We start from the raw sequence: 17,817 nt of genomic DNA, 5'->3' as shown, positions 1-17,817 counted from the left end.
GCCGTGAACAGGAACAAGAACTTCACGGTGGTGTTCTGTCTGGCCGCGACGTTGGTCGTGGCGGGCTGTGGCGGCGATGGCGGCAGCATGGGGGCGGTGCCCACACCGCCTCCGAGCCGCGCCGCCACGGCTCCGCAACCGACCAAGCCGAGCAAGCCGGTGAGCAGTGCGCCGAAGCCGGCGGCCTGCAACGGGTGCTTCCCCGGGATCACCTATGCCGGTCTGGTCAAGACGCTGAAGACCAAGGGGTACGCCTGCAAGGTCGACCGGATCCTCGGGACCGAGTGCGAGAAAGGCATCATGGAGCTCCACATCGAGACCGATTACAAGCTGAAGAACCAGATCAGCAACATCGATGTGACCGGGCGGGCCAGCAGCAAGGGCGAGTACCCGCAGGGGCCGAGCGTGGCGTTCACCAGGTTGCAAGCGGCACTGCCGGTCGCGCTGCCGATGTTCATCGCCGATCCGGCGGTCCGCAAGCAGATCATCGCCTTCGCCGCGAAGAACAGCAGTCACGCGGCGACCGGTCCGGACGCGGTGCGGGACGCCAAGGCAGGTGGGTTCCGGATCTCCTGCCAAGGCGTCCACGGCTTCACCGTCCGGAAGAACGGCCGAAGCGCCTCCAGCTACTCGACGTCGGTCGACATCTACGGCCCATCGGCGTACTGACCTACTACTTCACGGCTCCAGCGGTCACTCCGGCGACGAAGTGGCGTTGGGCCAGGAGGAAGCCGATGACGACCGGGATGCTGACCACGAGGGCAGCGGCCATGATCTGGTTCCAGTAGATGTTGGTCTGGGTCGAGTACTGCCGTAGTCCGACCGACAACGTGCGGTTGGACTCGGTCGTCATCACCGAGGCGAAGAGCACTTCACCCCATGCGGTCATGAACGAGTAGATCGCCACCGCGATCACGCCCGGCCGGGCGGCCGGCAGGACGACGCGGGCCAGCGCGCCCATCGGACCGCAGCCGTCGACGAGCGCTGCCTCGTCGAGTTCGCGGGGGATGCTGTCGAAGTACCCGGCGAGCATCCAGATCGAGAACGGCAGGCTGAACGTCAGGTACGTGATGATCAGGCCGAGCCGGGTACCGACCAGCTGCACCCCGACCGAGTTGTTGATGTTCACGAAGATCAGGAACAACGGCAGCAGGAACAGCACGCCCGGGAACATCTGCGTCGACAGCACCGTGGTGGTGAAGGCGGTCCGGCCGCGGAAGCGGAACCGGGAGACCGCGAACGCGGCCAGGATCGCGATCGCGACCGAGCAGACCGTGGCCGCCACCGAGACGATCGTGCTGTTCACGAAGTACCGGGCCAGCGGCACCGTCATCCACATGTCCATGAACGGGTCGAAGGTGATCTTCGACGGCCACCAGGTGAAGGCGCCCTGGACATCGCTCAGCGGCTTCAGCGAGGACGTCACCATCACGTAGAGCGGGACGAGCACGAACAGCCCGAGCACGATCAGCACGACCGCGCGATAAGCCTTGAATCCCTTGGTGTCACGCACGACGAGACCTCCGGCCGGTGACGATCAGATAGGCGCCGGTGACGATCATCAAGAAGATCAGCAGCAGCACGGACATCGCCGCGCCGGAGCCGAAGTTCCAGGTCAGGAACGACGCGTTGTAGATGTGGAAGGTGATCAGGTCGCCCGCCGGCGGCTGCGCGTTGCCGAACAGCACGTACGGCGTGTTGAAGTCGCTGAACGTCCACAGGAACAGCACCAGCACGAGCACCAGGTTGACCGGCCGCAAGGCGGGCAGCGTGATGTTGCGCCACTGCCGGATCGACCCGGCGCCGTCGACCGCGGCCGCCTCGTAGACGTCGCGCGGGATGCTCTGCAGCCCGGCCATCAGGGTGAGGAAGGCGAACGGCCACAGCTTCCAGACCGCCACGGTGATCAGCGAGACGAGCGCGTTGCCGCCGATCAGCCAGAACGGCCGGTCGGAGGTGAGGCCGAGGTTGTCGACCAGCACGTGGTTCAGCGCGCCGGTGTCGCGCTGGAGCATGAAGTTCCAGGTCAGGATCCCGGCGTACGCCGGCAGCGCGTACGGCACCAGGAACAGCGTCCGTACGACGCTGCGCCCCTTGAACGGTGGTTGCAGCGCAACGGCCGCCGCCATCCCGAGAATCCACGAGATCACCAGCGTGATCAGCGAGAACGCGACCGTGACGCCGAAGGACTTCAGCAGGCCCTCGCCGACCGCGTTGTGGAAGTCCACGGCCACCCGGTAGTTGTTGAAGCCCGCCCACGGCGCCGCCGACCAGTTCGAGATGAAGAACTTGGTCAGCTTCACGAAGCTCATCCAGATGCCGACCAGCATCGGGATGATGTGGATCAGCAGCTCCAGCAGGACCGCCGGAGCGAGCAGCAGGTAGGGGAGTTTCCGGCTCAGCCCCGGACGGCGGTCGAGCCCCCGCTTCGCCGGCTTGGTAGCCGGCGAAGCGGGGGCCTGCTCGGTGACAACTGCCATCAGCTACCGGCCGCCACTTGGTCCTGGGCCGTCTGCAGCGCTGCCTTCACATCGTCCGCGCTCACGGTGCCGCCGGTGGCGATCTTGGCGAACAGGCCGTTCATCGCCTTGCCGACGGTGCTCTCGAACTGGTCCTCGGCCGGTACCAGCGGCAGCGGCTTGGACTTGGTGTTGTAGACGTCCTGGAAGGTCGCTGCCTCGGCCGCGTCGGTGGTGAAGACGGGCTTGGCGTCCTTGAGCACCGGCAGCGAGGAGAACGGCTTGCCCAGCGTCGTCTGGGTGGTCGCGTCCGTCATGTACTTGACGAACTTCAGCGCCGCGTCCTTGTGCTTGGTGTTCTTGAAGATCGACAGGTTGATCCCGGCCACGTGGCTGGCGGTCTGGTTCGGTGAGCCGGCCGGCGCGGGGAACGGCACGACGCCGTACTCGCCGGCCTTCATCCCGTTGGCGACGATCGAGGAGTCGGCGTTGTTCTGGTTGATCACCATTGCCACCTTCTTGGTGGCGAAGTCGTTCACCGACTTGGTGCCGTTGTCGTACTGCGCGTTCGACGGGTTGGCGACCTTGTCCTTCTGCATCAGGTCGAGGTACCGCAGCACGCCCTGCACGTTGCCGTCACTGGTGAAGGTCGGCTTGCCGTCCTTGTCGAACCAGTCGGCGCCGTTCTGGGCGCCGTTGATGAAGGCGAAGTGCACGTTCTCGGTGTAGCTGCCGGCCGCCAGCGCCATGCCCCAGGTCTTCTTCGCCGGGTCGGTCAGCTTCTGCGCGGCCGAGACCATCTCTTCCCAGGTCTTCGGCGGCTGCAGGCCGGCCGCGGCGAACATCGCCTTGTTGTAGTACAGGCCGTAGGCCAGACCGTAGAGCGGGACCGAGGTCGGGTCCTCGCCCTCCTTGCCGCCGGTCGCCAGAGCCGTCGGCACGAACTTGTCCTTACCCCCGATCGCGGTCATCGCGTCGTTGTCGAACGGCAGGAACGCGCCGGTCGCCTGCAGGGACGCGGCCCAGGTGTTGCCGATGTTGAGCACGTCGGGGCCCTGGCCGGAGGTGGTCGCGGTCTGGATCCGGGTCTGCAGGTCGTTCCAGCCGATCACCTCGAGGTTGACCTTGATGCCGGTGTCCGCGGTGAACTTCTGCAGGACCGGCGTCAGCACCTCTTTGTCGTTGTCCAGGCTGGTGCCCTGGTTACTGGCCCAGTAGGTCAGCGTCTGGTCTCCACCACTATCGCCGCCGGAGGAGTCGCCTGAATCGCTGCCACCACAGGCGGCCAGGCTCAATCCCAGGGCGGTCACCGCTGCTGCGGCTACAAACGAACGCAGTCTCACGTCGGACTCCCTCGTCCCATCGAGCCTCCGGCAGGAGAGCGGAGGCTGGTGCGGCCATAGTGGCCTAACCGGTTAAGTAGCGGAACCCTAACCGGTTCAGTTGACCCGGTTTCGTTACTTCACCGTGACTTTTCAGGCTGGGTTTTCAGGCCGGCGCCGTCGAGTCCCGCACGCGTAGTACCCCAGAAGGCGTTTCCCAATGCAGCCCCGACTCGCCGGCCGCGATCCGGAAGAGCAGATCGGCCGCCATCCGGCCGCGCTCCATCGTCTGCTGGTCCACGGCGGTGATGCCCGGCAGTGCGAGCTCGCACAGCGGCGAGTCGTCCCAGGCGATGATCGAGAGCTCGTCCGGTACTGCGGTACCGAGCTCGACGGCGACCCGGAGAGCGGCGACGGCCATCAGGTCGTTGCCCAGGACGAGCGCGGTCGGGCGCTTCTTGCTCTTCAGGAGCTTGCGGGTCAGCGCGGCGCCGTCGGCGTACTGGTAGTTGCCTTCGAGATGGGTGACCCGGATGCCGCGCGCCTCGGCGTGCTCCTTGAGGAGCTTCACCCGCAGTTGCTCGTGCACGAAGGTGAAGGGGCCGCTGACGTGCGCGATCTCCTTGTGGCCAAGCTCTTCCAGGTGGCCGACCAGGAGTCGCACGGTCTGCTCCGGCGAGCTGATCAGCCGGCCGACGCCGTCGTCGGGTGCGTTGGAGCTGACCACGACGCAGGGGACGCCGAGCTCCTTGAGCAGCGGGATCCGGGGATCGTCGTTGTGCTCGTCGAACAGGATGAACCCGTCGACGCGGCCCTGCCGGCTCCAGCGGCGGAGTACGTCGAGATCCTGGCCCTGCTCGCCGGTCAGCCGGAGCAGGAGCGAGGAGTCGACCTCGTTCAGGTACTGCTCGATGCCGACCAGCGTGCGCATGTAGAACGCCTCGGTCGAGATCAGCGCCGGGTCGCGGGCGATCACGATGCCGATCGTCCTGGTGCGGCTCGCGGACAGGGCGACGGCGGCGGAGTTCGGGTGGAAGCCGAGCTCGGCGGCGAGGCTGAGCACGCGTTGCCGGGTCTCCTCGCTGACGCCGGAGCGGCCGTTCAGCGCGTACGAGACCGACGCCTTGGAGATGTCGAGCCGGCGCGCGAGGTCGCTGATCGTGACGCGCTGACTGCGCTGCCCCCCACTGCTGCCGCCTTGCATGGGCGGAACGTTAGCAGCGCGAATTTCTGGATAGCGTTATCCCATGACCTCGTCCGGTATGACCTCCGCCGCTCTCCGCCTGGATTTCCTCCCCTGGGAGTACGCCGGCGCGTCCCTTGCCGAGCGTGAACGGCAGGCTGCGCGGTGCCGTGCGCTGACGGGCTCGGTCTCACTGGCCGCCGATGCTTATGTCGCGGAGAGTGCCGCGGTGTTCTGTGAGGAACTGCGGATGGGGGCGCGGTCCTACATCGCCGCCCACGCCTACGTCACCGGCTCCGTCCTGATCGGCGCCGACACCACCATCAACCCGTTCACCGCGGTCCGCGGCAAGGTCGTCCTCGGCGACGGCGTCAGAATCGGCGCCCACACCTCCCTGCTCGCCTTCAACCACGGCACCGCCCCCGACCGCCCCATCTACACCCAACCCCACACCTCCCTCGGCATCACCGTCGGCGACGACGTCTGGATCGGCTCGAACGCGATAATCCTCGACGGCGTGACGATCGGCCCCCACAGCATCATCGGCGCCGGCGCAGTAGTGACCAAGAACGTCGAAGCCTGGTCGATCGTCGCAGGAAACCCAGCCCGCAAACTCCGCGACCGCCGCGACCCAAAGCCCGCCACCCCCACCGCGCCCACTCCCACCGCGCCCACTGTCTCGGGCCCCGCCCCCACCCGCGCCCCCGCCGCGCCGCAGGCGCGGCTTGCTGAGCTCGCCGCCGGCTTTGCCGGCAAGGCCCGGGCGCAGGCGGATGCCTTGCTGGCAAGGTGTTTTGATGGTGAGAAGTTTGTGGATCAGCCTGGCGGTGAGGCTGCTGTCCGACCTTGGTGCGATGCCATCGAGATCGCCGATCTGCTCCTTCGACGTGCACCGGCCGGCCACTCGACGGCTGAGCTCATCAGCCGGTTGCGCGCGGCCGAGGTGTCTGTGCTGGATGGTCCCGGGAGCTATCACGTGCTCTGCGTCGGGTACGCCCTGCAACTGCTTGGTAGTTGCTTCGAGCATCCAATCGCAGTGGACTTCGAGATCGACCGTCTCGACGGGTTGCCGTGGGCAAGGAACGCGTGGAGTGCGGGCGCGGCCATCGACTCCGTCGGTACGGCGATCGCCCGGAACCTCAAGGACCACAGCGATTCCACCATGCTCTACCCGCTGATGGGCTGGCTGACGACCAACGCCGACCCAGCGACCGGTATGTGGGGCCAACCTCACCCCGACGACGGCTGGCTGCAGGTCGTCAACGGTTTCTATCGCCTCACACGCGGCACCTACGCGCAGTACGGCCTCCCCTTGCCCTACCCCGAACAGGCGATCCGCACCCTGCTGGCCCACTCGCAAGACCAGCGAGTCGAGTTCAACGCCTGCAACGTCCTCGACGTCATCCACCCACTCTGGCTAGCCGGTAAGCAGACCGACCACGGCCGCCCGGACGGACGCCGATGGGCCGAGCAGATACTGGCCGAAATCCTGGACCGCTGGATCGACGACGAAGGTTTCGCCTTCGCCCCGGACGCCACCGACAACCGCGCGATCCCCGGCCTGCAAGGCACCGAGATGTGGCTCGCGATCATCTGGCTCCTCACCGACTACCTCGGCTTCTCCGACGCACTCGGCTACCACCCCCGCGGCGTACACCGCCCCGAACCGCTCATCACTCTCAGTCGTTGAACCAGCCGTCGGCGTGCAGGGTGCCGCCGAGGCGGCCGGCGTACTGGCTGAAGAAGATCCGGGAGGAGAGTTCGCGGCGGCTGGAGACGCCTACCTTCTCGAAGATGACCTTGAGGTGGTCCTGGACGGTGTAGGGCGACAGGTGCAGGGCAGCGGCGATCTGGTTCGTACTGTCGCCGAGCAGCACGTGCTGGACGACGTCACGTTCGCGATCGGTCAGGCCGTACGCCTCGACGACGAGTGGAATGACCTTGGCCGCGCCGGCGGCCTCGATCGTCACGGCAATCTGGGTGGTGAGGCCGTTGCGGTCGCGGACCGGCGTACCGTGCAGCGCGAGCCACTCACCAGACCTGCTGCGCAGACGCAGGTGCGGCAGGTAGTTCGCGGACCCAGCCGCAGCCGCGCGGGCAGCCGACACGACAGTGGTGATCGTCGACGGCAGCCTGCCCCACAGGTCCCCGCCGAGTTCAGCGATTCGCTCCTCCGCGGTGTCGCTGGCCGAGATGACCTCGTTGGCGCCGTCGAAGATCACTACCGCCGCCGACGACGTGTCCCGCCTGGTCTGCTCGAGGTTGGCCGAGATCAGTCCGCGCCGGAGGCCCAATGCCATCGTGGTCTCGATCCGGTGCATGAACTGGGCCTCGGCCGGGGAGAAGCCCACCCGGCCGACAGCGCGGTACAAGGTGCAGACGCCCCACATTCGCTCGTCACTGCGGACTACACCCCTCAACTCGTGCTCCAGGCCGAGCGTGGGCAGGTAGTCGCGCTGCCGGGGGCTGTGCAGCCGGTTGCCGTTGGTCGCTTCGTCGAGGATGCCGACCGCGACATCGCGACGGGCCAGGTCGGCGAAGTGGTTGAAGTCCGGCACCTCGTACTCGTACTGGACGAACAGGGCCTCGTCGGAGTGCTCCAGATCGACCATCACCCGCCCGGTGATCAGATGCGTCGCCGGATCCGTGAGCCCGATACAGATCGAGTCGAACGGGATTGCCCTTTCGAGCAACTCGACCGCGGCGAACGAGAAGTCCTCCCAGGAAAGCCCTGCCCGGGCAGCCGCTTCCAGCCCGGCCCGCGCCGACTCCGCGTGGTAGGTCTTCACCAGATCCCCAGATTACTGGGATACCGGCCCGCCGCCGCAGCGACGATCGTCGTACCCATGACCGACAACCTGCTCATCATTTCCCCCGCCACCCCCACCCGCGTAGCCGCCGGCGCGTACCGGCGTCCTTGAACCAAGTATGGGCAGATGCCTGTGGCAACCAGAACCCCAGAAACCTGGGATAGCGCTCGGTTCCGCCGGTGGCGAGGCTTCTCGGCATGATCGAATCACTGCGTGAAGTGCTGACCGGCCGGGTGGTTACACCCGAGGACGTGGATTGGGAGTCTGTACGGACGGCCTGGAACCTCACGGTCGACCAGCGGCCGTTGGCGGTCGTCGAGGCGGCTGGGCCGAGCGATGTCGAGCACACCGTGGCGTACGCCGCCGCCCATGGCCTGAAGGTCGCGGCCCAGGCCGGTGGGCATGGCGCGACCAAATCCCTCGACCAGACCATCGTCGTGCGTACCAACGCGCTGGACGACATCTGGGTCGACTCCCACGCCAGGATCGCCCGGGTCGGAGCAGGGGTGCGGTGGGGTGCTCTGCAGTCGGCTCTGGACGGTACCGGCCTCACTGGGCTGCTCGGCTCGACCGGGAACGTCTCGGTGGTCGGCTTCTGCACCAGCGGCGGTCTCTCCTGGCTCTCCCGCCCTTACGGCTCGGGGGCCGCTAGCTTGCGGGCGGCAGAGATCGTCGACGCCTCGGGTTCCCGACGGTGGATCGATGACTCCACCGAGCCGGACCTGATGTGGGCGCTCCGCGGTGGCGGCGGCAACTTCGCCGTCGTCACCTCGGTCGAGGTGGAGCTGTTCCTGGCGCCGGAGCTCACCGGTGGCCGGCTCATGTTCCCGATCCATCAGGCCGAGGCGGTACTGACGGCGTACCAGGAGGCAACCGAGTCAGCGGCCGGCCAGGTCACCCTGTGGGCGTACCTGACCCACTTCCCGGATGCGCCGTTCATGCCTGAGCCCATCCGTGGCCAGTCGTTCTGCATGATCGACGCGCTCACCCCGTTCGACCCGGCCGCGCTCGACGCAGCCCTGGCCCCGATCCGGTCGGCCGGTACTGCGGTAGTCGACTCAGTCGGTCCGCAGACGCCTGGTTCGATCGGGGAGATCACCCAGGAGCCGGTGGAGCCGACGCCCTTCACCATCCAGACAGCGACCTTCGACGAGCTCACTCCTGAGCTGATCGGAGTACTGCTGAAGCATGCCGCGCAGCCGTCCCTGATCTTCCAGGTGCAGCTCAGGCACTTGCGGGCGAGCCAGGAGGTGGCCCACGAGGGGGTGGCGGCCGCAGACCCAGCTGCGAAGTACTCGTTCAGTGCGCTGGCGATCCTGCCGGTACCTGAGCTGGAGCAGCCGGCGTCGCAGGCCCTGCTGGCGCTGAAGGACGCAGTGGCCCCCTGGCACGCGGGGGACTCGGTCCCGTCGATGCTGCCGACCGAGGGGACGCTGCAGGACGTGATCAGCGAGCCGGACCACGCCAGGCTCCGGGAGATCAAGCAGAGGGTCGATCCGCTGGGCGTATTGGTCGGTAACTACCCACTGGCCTGACCTGGTCGGGAGGGGGTCCACTAACCTGAGCCGGTGGACCCCCGGACCCGACGGCTCGTCACCTCTGTCGTACTAGCGGCGCTGGTCGCGATCGTGGTGATCGCGGCGCTGGTGAAATGACTACCAGGTCGTCGTACCTGCTCCGAGCTGGTTTGGTCCGCAACGTGCGGACCGGGGAGCACCTGACCACCTTTGTGGTGTCGGGGGTCTCGACGGTTCTGATCACCCGCCTGATCCTGGGGCTGAGCGGCTACCCGCAGATCGGCGGCAAGGGCCTGCACATCGCGCACGTCCTGCCCGGTGGGCTGCTGATGCTGCTGGCGATCTACCTGCTGCTCGCATACATCGGCCCGGTGGTCCGGCCCGCAGCCGCGCTGGTGGGCGGGGTCGGCTTCGGCCTGTTCATCGACGAGGTCGGCAAGTTCATCACCTCGGACAACAACTACTTCTACCAACCCACCGCGGCGATCGTGTACGTCATCTTCGTGCTGATCGTGCTGGGCTCCAGGTACGTCAGCAACCGGCGGCCGATCGACGAGCGGGAGCAGTTGGCCAATGTGGTCGACAACACGGTCGAGGGAGTCGCCGGTGGACTGTCCCGGCGTCGGCGGGCGCAGGCGTCCGCGCAGTTGAGGGCGGTCGGGCCGGAGGTCGTCGGGCGGCCGCAGACTCGTGCGCTGCTGGCTGCTTGTCCGCCTGACGAGGTGGAGCTCGCTGCGCCGATCGACGCCGCCTGGAAGAAGCTGCACCGGGGATTCGACCGGCTGGCGACCCATCCGCTGGCGCCTGCGGTGGCGGTCTTCGTGCTGACGCTGCAGGCGCTCGGTGCTCCTGTTATCGCGGCAGGGCTCCGGTTGGGTGACGGGCGGTTGCTGACGGACTTTCCGGTGGTCGGGGTGGCTGCCGGGAGCTTGCTGTCGGCAACCTTCACGATCCGGGGCGGGTTCCGGTTGCGGGCTCGCGATCGGGTGCGTGCTGTGCGGCTGTTCGAGCTCGCAGTACTGGTGTCGCTGCTAGTGACTCAGGTGTTCCAGTTCGCTGGTACGCAGTTCGCCGCGGTCGGTGGGATGACGCTCGACCTCGTCCTGCTCGGCTTGCTCGGTGCTGAGGCCGAGCGGCTGCGGCGAGCGGCCGCCCCAGTTCTCGTTGCGGCCGAAGAGGACCGGGGCGATGGTGGCGAGTAGGTAGAGCCCACCGGCGACCAGGAAGGTCGGGGTCAGCCCGATACCGGCAATGGTCGCTCCGGCCAGTACGCCGCCCAGCGGGACGCCTGCCCAGCCGACGGCCTCGGCCAATGAATTGACCCGGCCCAGCATCGGCCGCGGTACCCGCTCGATGAACAGTGCCCCGAGTACTGGGTTGATGAAGCCGCCACCCACACCGCCGACGGCATAGGTCACCAGTACGACCCACAGGGGTACGTCCAAGGCCAGGACTACGAAGCGCGGAGCGCCGCAGATCAGGAAGCTGAGGATGAACGCGGTCCGGCGGGGTATGCGCTCGCCGATGCCGGCTGCGACCAGGGCGAACGCGGTGGCGGTGATGAAGAAGGCGGTCAGCACCATGCCCGTCTGGCCCGGGCCGTAGCCGTGTGTGCGCATCCAGACCGGGATCATCACTGCTACTACGGCTGCGTCCAGCAGGTTGGTGAGAGCGATCATCAGGACCAGCGGCATCATCAGCCTGTCCTTGCGCAGGAAGGTCCAGCCCTCGCGAAGGCGCTGGGTATAGCTGCCTTCCTCCTGCTCTTTTGCGATGGTCCTGTGGCGGCGAGGGGCCCAGATGACGAACAGGACGGCGCAGAAGCCGAAGGAGGCAGCGTCGATCCAGAGCGCGTTGACCTCGCCCAGTACGGCGATCAGGCCGCCGGCCAGGCCGAACGCCAGGAAGCCGGCTAGGCGTTCCGTGGTGCTCTCGAGGCCGGTCACCCGCTCGAGCGGTACTCGGGCGGCCTCGGCGATCTCGGGGACGAGCGTTCCCTTGGCGGCGTCGCCCGGGCCGCGGAGTGCGCCGGCGATGCCCACGAGGACCAGGAGGGTCGCGAAGTTCAGTGCGTTGATCGTGTGGAGGAGAGGGATCAGCGCGACCACCAGCATGCTGCCGGCATCGGCGACGATGCTGATCCGGCGGGGGCCGATCCGGTCGATCAGCGGGCCGCCGAAGGCCTTGCTGAGCACCAGGGGGAGCATCTCCGCGAGTGAGACCAGGCCTGTCTTGGTGGGGGAGCCGGTGCTGATCAGTACGAACCAGGGGATGGCGATCGCGCTCACCCTGGTGCCGCAGATCGAGACGACGTTGGCGACCAGGAACGAGATGAGGGGCGCGCGGTTCGGCGTACCGGCGGTTGTCATCGGGTCTCCCGGGGGAAGGCCTGGATCTGGACGGTGACCTGCTCGGTGCCGTCGGGCAGGGGCTGGGTGAGGTCGGTGCTGTACTTCTCGAAGACGGCCTGGATCTCGGTCATCATCGACTTGAGTCCGGCCGGGCTGAGCTGGAACAGGTAGTCGGAGATCAGGCTGGCCTCGACCCACTCGGGTGACTGGGTCTGCAGCTCGTCGATCGCGCGGAACAGGTTCTCCGCGTAGAGCTGGCCGATGCCGTGCAGGAAGCCCATCGTGAGCTCGGGCTCGCTCTCGAGCAGGGCGCCGGTGTCGAACGACGTGCCCAGGTGAGCCGCCTTCCACCAGCGGTCGCGGGCGTTGCCGCGGCTGTCGTCCTCCAGCACCAGGCCGGCCTCGGCCAGTTGGCGGAGGTGGTAGCTGGTGGCGCCGGTGTTGACGCCTAGGCGGTTGGCGAGCGTGGTGGCGGTGGCGGGGCCGTACAGCCGGAGCAGGCCGAGCATCCGGTTGCGCATCGGGTGCGAGAGGGCTCGCAGCGCGGCGCCGGCCAGCTCGACGACCGGGTGGCCTGCCTGCTGCTCGGTCGCGTGCTGCTCGGTCTCGTGCTGGTCGTCGGTCATGGGTTCAGAGTAGGACTGCAAAATGTGTTTGCAAAGAGATTTTGCAAACTGATTGTGCGATTGGTTGTCCACAGGGCTGAAATCCGTCGTCGGAGCGGGCCCGGATCGCGGCATCTTCTCTGGTGAGAACCCGTTTCGACACGAAGGAGAAGACACATGGTCCGGGTGATGCTCGAGGACGCCGACTACTGCGACGTCCCGTCCGACCTGATGACATTCGACGACGGCGTGGTCGTCTTCTGGCGCGATGGCGAGGAGGTCGGCCGGCACCGCCTGCTCCGGATCAGAGCCCTGGAGTTGCCGGCAGGCCGCTCCTACGGCCGCCGCGTGGAGGAGGCCCGCAAGACGTACCCCAACGCGTTCCGGCTCTGGACCGCGGAGCAGGAGGAGTTGCTCACCCAGATGTTCCAGGACGGCGCCGGCAAGGAGGCTTTGGTAACCGCCCTGGGGCGCCAACCCGGCGGCATCGAGACGAGGCTGAAGGCGCTCAACCTGCTCCCTGAGGACGGCAAGTTGGTGTAGTCGAGGCGAGACCCTTTTGTGATCTCGCGGAGCGGTCGGCGACAATGGCGCGATGCAGGCTGACCAGGAAGCGATTGAGCGTGCCGGCGACGCGGGCGAGGAGTCTGTCGCGCGTGCCGCGGTTCGGGAGGCTTTGCTGGAGCCGGGGGCGTTGGTGCGGGCGGTCGGATCTGGGCGGCGGCGTGGGGCGGACGCGCCCAAGTACCAGCGGGTGGAGTTGCGGTATGTGGACCTCAAGGGGGTCCGGCGGCTCCAGGTGACCGAGTTCGACGAGCGGCAGGCGCACACCCGCAATGCGGACGCCGACGGTGCGAGCAAGGTCGTGGACGAGCTGCTGGGGCTTCCGTACGGAAACTGGCATGTCGAGACGACCTCCGAGACACTCCGGCTGCGCTACACCAAGAAGGGCCGGTCGCTGCTGCACCGGCAGGCCGAGCAGCACGAGCAGGAGACCTCGCACGACCGGGCGAAGCACCGGCTGCTCGATCCTGCCGCGCCGTTCCTGGTCGAGTTGGGGATCAGCGACCATCTCGGCCGGGTGAAGCCGTCGCGGCAGGCGAAGTACAAGCAGATCGAGGAGTTCTGCAAGCTGCTGCTGCCGGCCCTGGAGGACGCGGTGTCCGCGGGCCGGATCAAGACCGGGCGGCCGTTGCAGGTGGTCGATCTCGGCTGCGGGAGTGCGTACCTGACGCTCGCGGCGTACCACCTGCTGACCGATGCCGGGCATGACGTGCGGATGACCGGCATCGATCACAACCCGGCCGCCCGCAAGCGCAACACCCAGCGCGTCACCGCGCTGGGCTGGCAGGACCACCTGGAGTTCGTGGACGCGACCATCGCGGACGCCCAGCTCGACACGCCGCCGGACGTCGTGCTCGCGCTGCACGCCTGCGACACCGCGACCGACGACGCGCTGGCCCGGGCGGTCGGCTGGGAGGCGCCGCTGATCCTCGCGGCGCCTTGCTGCCACCACGACATCCAAAAACAACTCAAGAGCGTCGAACCACCGGCGCCTTATGCGCTTCTCACCAGATATGGCATCGTTCGGGAGCGGTTCGCCGACGTCCTGACGGATTCACTCCGGGCGGCGGTGCTCCGACAAGTCGGCTACCGGGTAGAGGTGGTGCAGTTCGTGGACAGTGAGCACACGCCGCGCAACCTGCTGCTCCGTGCTGCCCGGACAGGCGCGGCGGCCGGCCCGGAGGTGCGCGCGGAGTACGACACGCTGACCGCGGAGTGGCAGGTCACGCCACATCTCGCGACACTGGTGCTCGCCCCCGACCGCGAGGCGGTGCTTTGAGCTTGCTGCGCAATGCCCTGACCCTGACTGCCGTGGCTCTGCTGAGTCTGGCCGGGGCCGCGATCCCGGTCGGTGCCGCCGATGCGGCCGATCCGACTCCCGGGGCGCCGAAGAAGCTGTTCACGATCGACGACTCCCGGGTGGACGAGTCGTCCGGGCTGGCGAAGAGCTCGCGCTACGAGGGCATCTGGTGGACGGTGAACGACTCCGGCGACACCGCCCGGGTGTTCGGCGTCGACAAGACCGGCAAGGTCCGGGTCCAGCTCAAGTTCAAGGCGCCGGTCAAGGACGTCGAGGCGATCGCGGTCGACACCGACGGCACCATCTACATCGCCGACATCGGCGACAACAACCGCAACCGGGACATGATCGAGGTCTACACGATCCCCGAGCCGAACCAGCTCGAGGACGAGGAGAACGTCAGGTTCCACCGCTACGACTTCACCTACCCCGACGGTGCGCACGACGCCGAGACGCTGCTGATCGAGCCGGCCAGCAAGCGGCTGTTCTTCGTCACCAAGGTCAAGAAGAAGGCGGGCACGATCTACGCCGCGCCCGAGGACGCGTCCCGCGAGGGCACCAACAAGCTGACCGAGTACGCCGACGCGCCCGCCTCGGAGTACGGCGTGACCGACGGCACCTTCATGCCGGACGGCAAGACGGTCGTACTGCGGACCTACCTTGACGTCGCGACCGTGGCTTGGGGCGATACGCCGACGCTGGTCGCGCGGTCAGCCACGCCGGTCGCGCAGGGGGAGTCGGTCGCGGTGGGGCCGACCGGCAGCGACATTCTGGTCGGTAGCGAGGGCAAGAACTCGCCGGTCTACGAGATGGCCGCGCCGGCCAAGAAGACCGCCGCAAAACCGCCGGCGTCCACGAACCCGGCGGCAACGCCGAAGCCGGCCGCGAACAGCAGCTCAACCGAGCCGAAGAAGAGCCACAGCCTGCGCTGGATCGTCGTCGGCGCTGCCCTGCTGGCGCTCATCATCACGTTCATCACGTTCCCCGCCGGCCGCCGCGAACGCCTCGACCGAATGGCCGAGAACGCCCGCCTCACCGGCCAGCCACCCCCCAACCCCCACGGCCGCCGCCGCTCCAACGCCTAGCCGGATCCAATCGTTTTCGCGAAGTGCACCCGGCGATGGCCGTGCTGTTCCTCGCGATGGGTCTCGGTGTAGCCGTGGCGTGGGTAGTAGGCGAGATTCTCGGTCATCTTCTCGTGCGTGTAGAGCACGATCCGCGAGTATCCGCGAATCTGGGCCTGCTCCTCAACGAAGGCCAGCAGAGTGCTACCCACCCCCTGTCCCTGGGCCTCTGGAGACACCGCAATGACGTCGAGCAGCAGCGCATCCGCCTGCTCTTCGAGCAACACGAACCCGAGCAAGCCGTCGCCAGGGGCGGGCGTGCGCTCAGCCTCGGCCAGCCAGACCTTGTGGTCGGCTATTGCGGTGGCGTAGTCCAGCGTCATCGGCATGGCGGGGCGGCCGATTCGTTCGGTGTACCGCTCGAAGGCGGCGATCGCGAGGGCGGTCACGGCCGGTGAGTCAGCCGCGACGGCGGGACGGATCGAGGTCATACCCCATCAAAGCAACCGGCCGCCGTCCCGTGCGGGAGCGGCGGCCGGTCGAGGGCGATCAGGTCAGCGGAGCTTCTCGACGGTGTAGTCGATGGCCTGGGTGAGCTTTTCGACGTCGTCGGGGTCGACGGCCGGGAACATCGCGACCCGGAGTTGGTTGCGGCCGAGCTTGCGGTAGGGCTCGGTGTCGACGATGCCGTTGGCGCGCAGCACCTTGGCGACGGCCGCGGCGTCGATCGAGTCGTCCAGGTCGATGGTGCCGATCACCAGCGAGCGGGCGTCGGCGTCCTCGACGTACGGGGTGGCGTACTCGGACTTCTCAGCCCAGGTGTAGAGCCGGTTGCTGGAGTCGGTGGTGCGGCCGACGCTCCACTCCAGGCCGCCCTGGCTGTTGATCCAGTCGGTCTGCTCGGCCATCAGGAACAGCGTGGACAGCGACGGGGTGTTGTACGTCTGGTTCTTGCTGGAGTTGTCGACCGCCGTCGCCAGGTCCAGGAACGCGGGGATCCAGCGGCCGGAGGCGGTGATCTCCTCGACCCGGGCCAGCGCGGCCGGCGACATCAGCGCGATCCACAGGCCGCCGTCGGAGGCGAAGCACTTCTGCGGCGCGAAGTAGTAGACGTCGACCTCGTTGATGTCGACCGGCAGACCACCGGCGCCGGAGGTGGCGTCGATCGCGACCAGCGCGCCCTCGTCAGCGCCCTCGACCCGCTTGATCGGCGCCATCACGCCGGTGGAGGTCTCGTTGTGCGGCCAGGCGTACAGGTCCACGCCGGCCTCGGCGACCGCGGCCGGGCGGGTGCCCGGGTCGGCCTTGATCACGGTGGGGTCGCCCAGGTGCGGCGCGAGCTGGGCGGCCTTGGCGAACTTGGACGAGAACTCGCCGAAGCTCAGGTGCTGGCTCTTCTCCCGGATCAGGCCGAAGGTCGCGATGTCCCAGAACGCGGTCGAGCCGCCGTTGCCGAGCACGACCTGGTAGCCGTCGGGCAGCTGGAAGAGGTCGGAGACACCCTGCTGGACGCGGGCCACCAGGTTCTTCACCGGGGCCTGACGGTGCGAGGTGCCGAGCAGCTTGGCCCCTTCGGTGGCAAGGGCCGCCACGGCCTCCGGGCGCACCTTGGACGGACCGGCACCGAACCGGCCGTCGACGGGCTTGAGCTCTGCGGGGATCACGATGTCGCTGGTCACCAGCGGTTCCCTTCGTCGTCTGGCTGAATCCTGCCGACGACGCTGTCAGCACTTCACAGTCTTCCACATCTCCCCACGCCGTTGGCCGCGGGTCTCAACTGAGCTATTCGTGCTTGCGGGTGACCTTCTCCTGCCCGGTCATCACGGCGACCGGCCCGTCCTCGCCGGGCACCCACTCACCGCAGGCGCCGCCGCCCTCGGCAATCCCCAGCTCCAGCGGCGAACCGTCCATCCGCAGTGCCGGGTGGTAGTACTCGGCGACCTGGGCGGCCTCGCCCTGGATGTAGTGGCCGATCAGTGCGCGCCGGAAGCGGTCACTGCTGACATTGGGCGCGCTGCCGTGGACCAGAGCGCCGTGGAAGAACAGCACGTCACCAGGAGCCATCTCAACCGGTACTGCCGCCTCCTGCGACGGCAGCGGGACAGTGACGTCGGTGAAGCTCACCTTGGTGTCAGCCTTCTCGGTGCAGAGGATCGGCCACCGGTGGCTGCCCGGTACGACCTCCAGGCACCCGTTCTCCACATCGACCGTGTCGAGCGCCATCCAGGCCGCCACGCAAGTGCCCGGCTCGGCCTTCAGATAGAAGTTGTCCTGGTGCAACGCCTGCCCCCGCGACCCCGGCGGCTTGAAGTAGATCATCGTCTGTACTGCGTAAGGCGACCGCCCGAGCAACCCCGTCATCACCTCGTCCAGCCGCTGGTCGATGAGCCACTGCAGCGACAACTCGTCCCACCGATGCATCTGCGCCATCCGCGGATACCGACGCAACGGATCCCGGCTGCCAGCCTGTACGCCGACCACATCGCCCGGGTAGGACCCCCGCCCGCGCAACTCCATGTAGTGGTCCCGCAACCGCTCCACCTCGTCCGTCGCGAACAACCCGCGCACCAGCGTGTACCCCGCCGTGTCGAACTCCTGCTTGTACGAAACGCTCACCGCTGGCTCCTCACGCACTAGGCTGA

General features: G+C 67.6%; 16 protein-coding genes and 1 pseudogene. 7 read left to right on the top strand and 10 right to left on the bottom strand.

Translation table 11 applies throughout. The features are described from left to right. Positions 1-3 precede the first annotated feature (3 nt). Positions 4-669, top strand: a complete 666-nt coding sequence (locus tag ABD116_RS33330; protein WP_343979658.1) for a hypothetical protein — start codon at positions 4-6, stop codon at positions 667-669. A gap of 4 nt (positions 670-673) precedes the next feature. Here the strand turns inward: ABD116_RS33330 and ABD116_RS33325 are convergent, their stop codons facing one another. From ABD116_RS33325 to ABD116_RS33310, 4 genes are all read right to left on the bottom strand, one after another. Continuing rightward, positions 674-1,513, bottom strand: a complete 840-nt coding sequence (locus ABD116_RS33325) for a carbohydrate ABC transporter permease (RefSeq protein ID WP_343979656.1) — start codon at positions 1,511-1,513, stop codon at positions 674-676. After that, positions 1,506-2,480 carry a carbohydrate ABC transporter permease gene (locus ABD116_RS33320; protein WP_343979653.1) on the bottom strand — a complete coding sequence of 325 codons (975 nt, stop codon included), beginning with the start codon at positions 2,478-2,480 and terminating at the stop codon, positions 1,506-1,508. Before ABD116_RS33320 ends, ABD116_RS33325 begins: the two co-directional genes overlap by 8 nt. After that, a complete protein-coding gene (locus ABD116_RS33315; RefSeq protein WP_343979650.1) occupies positions 2,480-3,802 on the bottom strand; it encodes an ABC transporter substrate-binding protein in 1,323 nt (440 codons plus the stop codon). Before ABD116_RS33315 ends, ABD116_RS33320 begins: the two co-directional genes overlap by 1 nt. A gap of 145 nt (positions 3,803-3,947) precedes the next feature. Further along, positions 3,948-4,985, bottom strand: a complete 1,038-nt coding sequence (locus ABD116_RS33310) for a LacI family DNA-binding transcriptional regulator (protein ID WP_343979647.1) — start codon at positions 4,983-4,985, stop codon at positions 3,948-3,950. 43 nt (positions 4,986-5,028) lie between these two features. Here ABD116_RS33310 and ABD116_RS33305 point away from each other — a divergent pair, with 43 nt between their 5' ends. After that, entirely contained in the window at positions 5,029-6,654 is a 1,626-nt protein-coding gene (locus ABD116_RS33305) for a DapH/DapD/GlmU-related protein (RefSeq protein ID WP_343979643.1), read from the top strand. Here the strand turns inward: ABD116_RS33305 and ABD116_RS33300 are convergent. Beyond that, positions 6,644-7,753, bottom strand: coding sequence for a helix-turn-helix transcriptional regulator (locus ABD116_RS33300; RefSeq protein ID WP_343979641.1), 1,110 nt, complete (start codon positions 7,751-7,753; stop codon positions 6,644-6,646). The two genes, ABD116_RS33305 and ABD116_RS33300, sit on opposite strands and share 11 nt — an antisense overlap. 218 nt (positions 7,754-7,971) lie before the next feature. On the opposite strand from ABD116_RS33300, the gene ABD116_RS33295 reads away from it, so the two are divergent. After that, entirely contained in the window at positions 7,972-9,309 is a 1,338-nt protein-coding gene (locus tag ABD116_RS33295; RefSeq protein ID WP_343979638.1) for an FAD-binding oxidoreductase, read from the top strand. 116 nt (positions 9,310-9,425) lie between these two features. After that, positions 9,426-10,493, top strand: a complete 1,068-nt coding sequence (locus ABD116_RS33290) for a hypothetical protein (protein ID WP_343979635.1) — start codon at positions 9,426-9,428, stop codon at positions 10,491-10,493. A gap of 18 nt (positions 10,494-10,511) precedes the next feature. Here ABD116_RS33290 and ABD116_RS33285 read toward each other — a convergent pair. Further along, positions 10,512-11,660, bottom strand: a pseudogene (locus ABD116_RS33285) (MFS transporter); the annotation flags it as partial. Then, entirely contained in the window at positions 11,657-12,268 is a 612-nt protein-coding gene (locus ABD116_RS33280) for a helix-turn-helix domain-containing protein (protein ID WP_343979632.1), read from the bottom strand. The gene ABD116_RS33280 and the pseudogene ABD116_RS33285, both read right to left, overlap by 4 nt. 156 nt (positions 12,269-12,424) lie before the next feature. Between ABD116_RS33280 and ABD116_RS33275 the strand changes: the two genes are divergently transcribed. Genes ABD116_RS33275 through ABD116_RS33265 form a run of 3 tightly spaced genes read left to right on the top strand, consistent with a single transcriptional unit; the run spans position 12,425 to position 15,196 of the window. Continuing rightward, complete coding sequence (locus ABD116_RS33275; protein ID WP_343979630.1) at positions 12,425-12,790, top strand: hypothetical protein; 366 nt, start codon at positions 12,425-12,427, stop codon at positions 12,788-12,790. 52 nt (positions 12,791-12,842) lie between these two features. Continuing rightward, positions 12,843-14,090 carry a class I SAM-dependent methyltransferase gene (locus ABD116_RS33270; protein ID WP_343979628.1) on the top strand — a complete coding sequence of 416 codons (1,248 nt, stop codon included), beginning with the start codon at positions 12,843-12,845 and terminating at the stop codon, positions 14,088-14,090. A 32-nt stretch (positions 14,091-14,122) separates the two neighbouring features. Then, entirely contained in the window at positions 14,123-15,196 is a 1,074-nt protein-coding gene (locus ABD116_RS33265) for a hypothetical protein (RefSeq protein ID WP_343979625.1), read from the top strand. Here the strand turns inward: ABD116_RS33265 and ABD116_RS33260 are convergent. The 3 genes from ABD116_RS33260 to ABD116_RS33250 form a co-directional block, all read right to left on the bottom strand. Next, entirely contained in the window at positions 15,193-15,666 is a 474-nt protein-coding gene (locus ABD116_RS33260) for a GNAT family N-acetyltransferase (protein ID WP_343979623.1), read from the bottom strand. The two genes, ABD116_RS33265 and ABD116_RS33260, sit on opposite strands and share 4 nt — an antisense overlap. A 63-nt stretch (positions 15,667-15,729) precedes the next feature. Next, entirely contained in the window at positions 15,730-16,854 is a 1,125-nt protein-coding gene (gene serC / locus ABD116_RS33255; RefSeq protein ID WP_425552198.1) for a phosphoserine transaminase, read from the bottom strand. A gap of 103 nt (positions 16,855-16,957) precedes the next feature. Further along, positions 16,958-17,791: a phytanoyl-CoA dioxygenase family protein gene (locus tag ABD116_RS33250; RefSeq protein WP_343979621.1), complete on the bottom strand. Its 834-nt coding sequence runs from the start codon at positions 17,789-17,791 to the stop codon at positions 16,958-16,960. Positions 17,792-17,817: the final 26 nt, after the last annotated feature.

The organism is Kribbella koreensis (assembly GCF_039525325.1).
GTDB lineage: Bacteria > Actinomycetota > Actinomycetes > Propionibacteriales > Kribbellaceae > Kribbella > Kribbella koreensis.
This window is presented reverse-complemented; position numbering and strand designations above follow the sequence as displayed.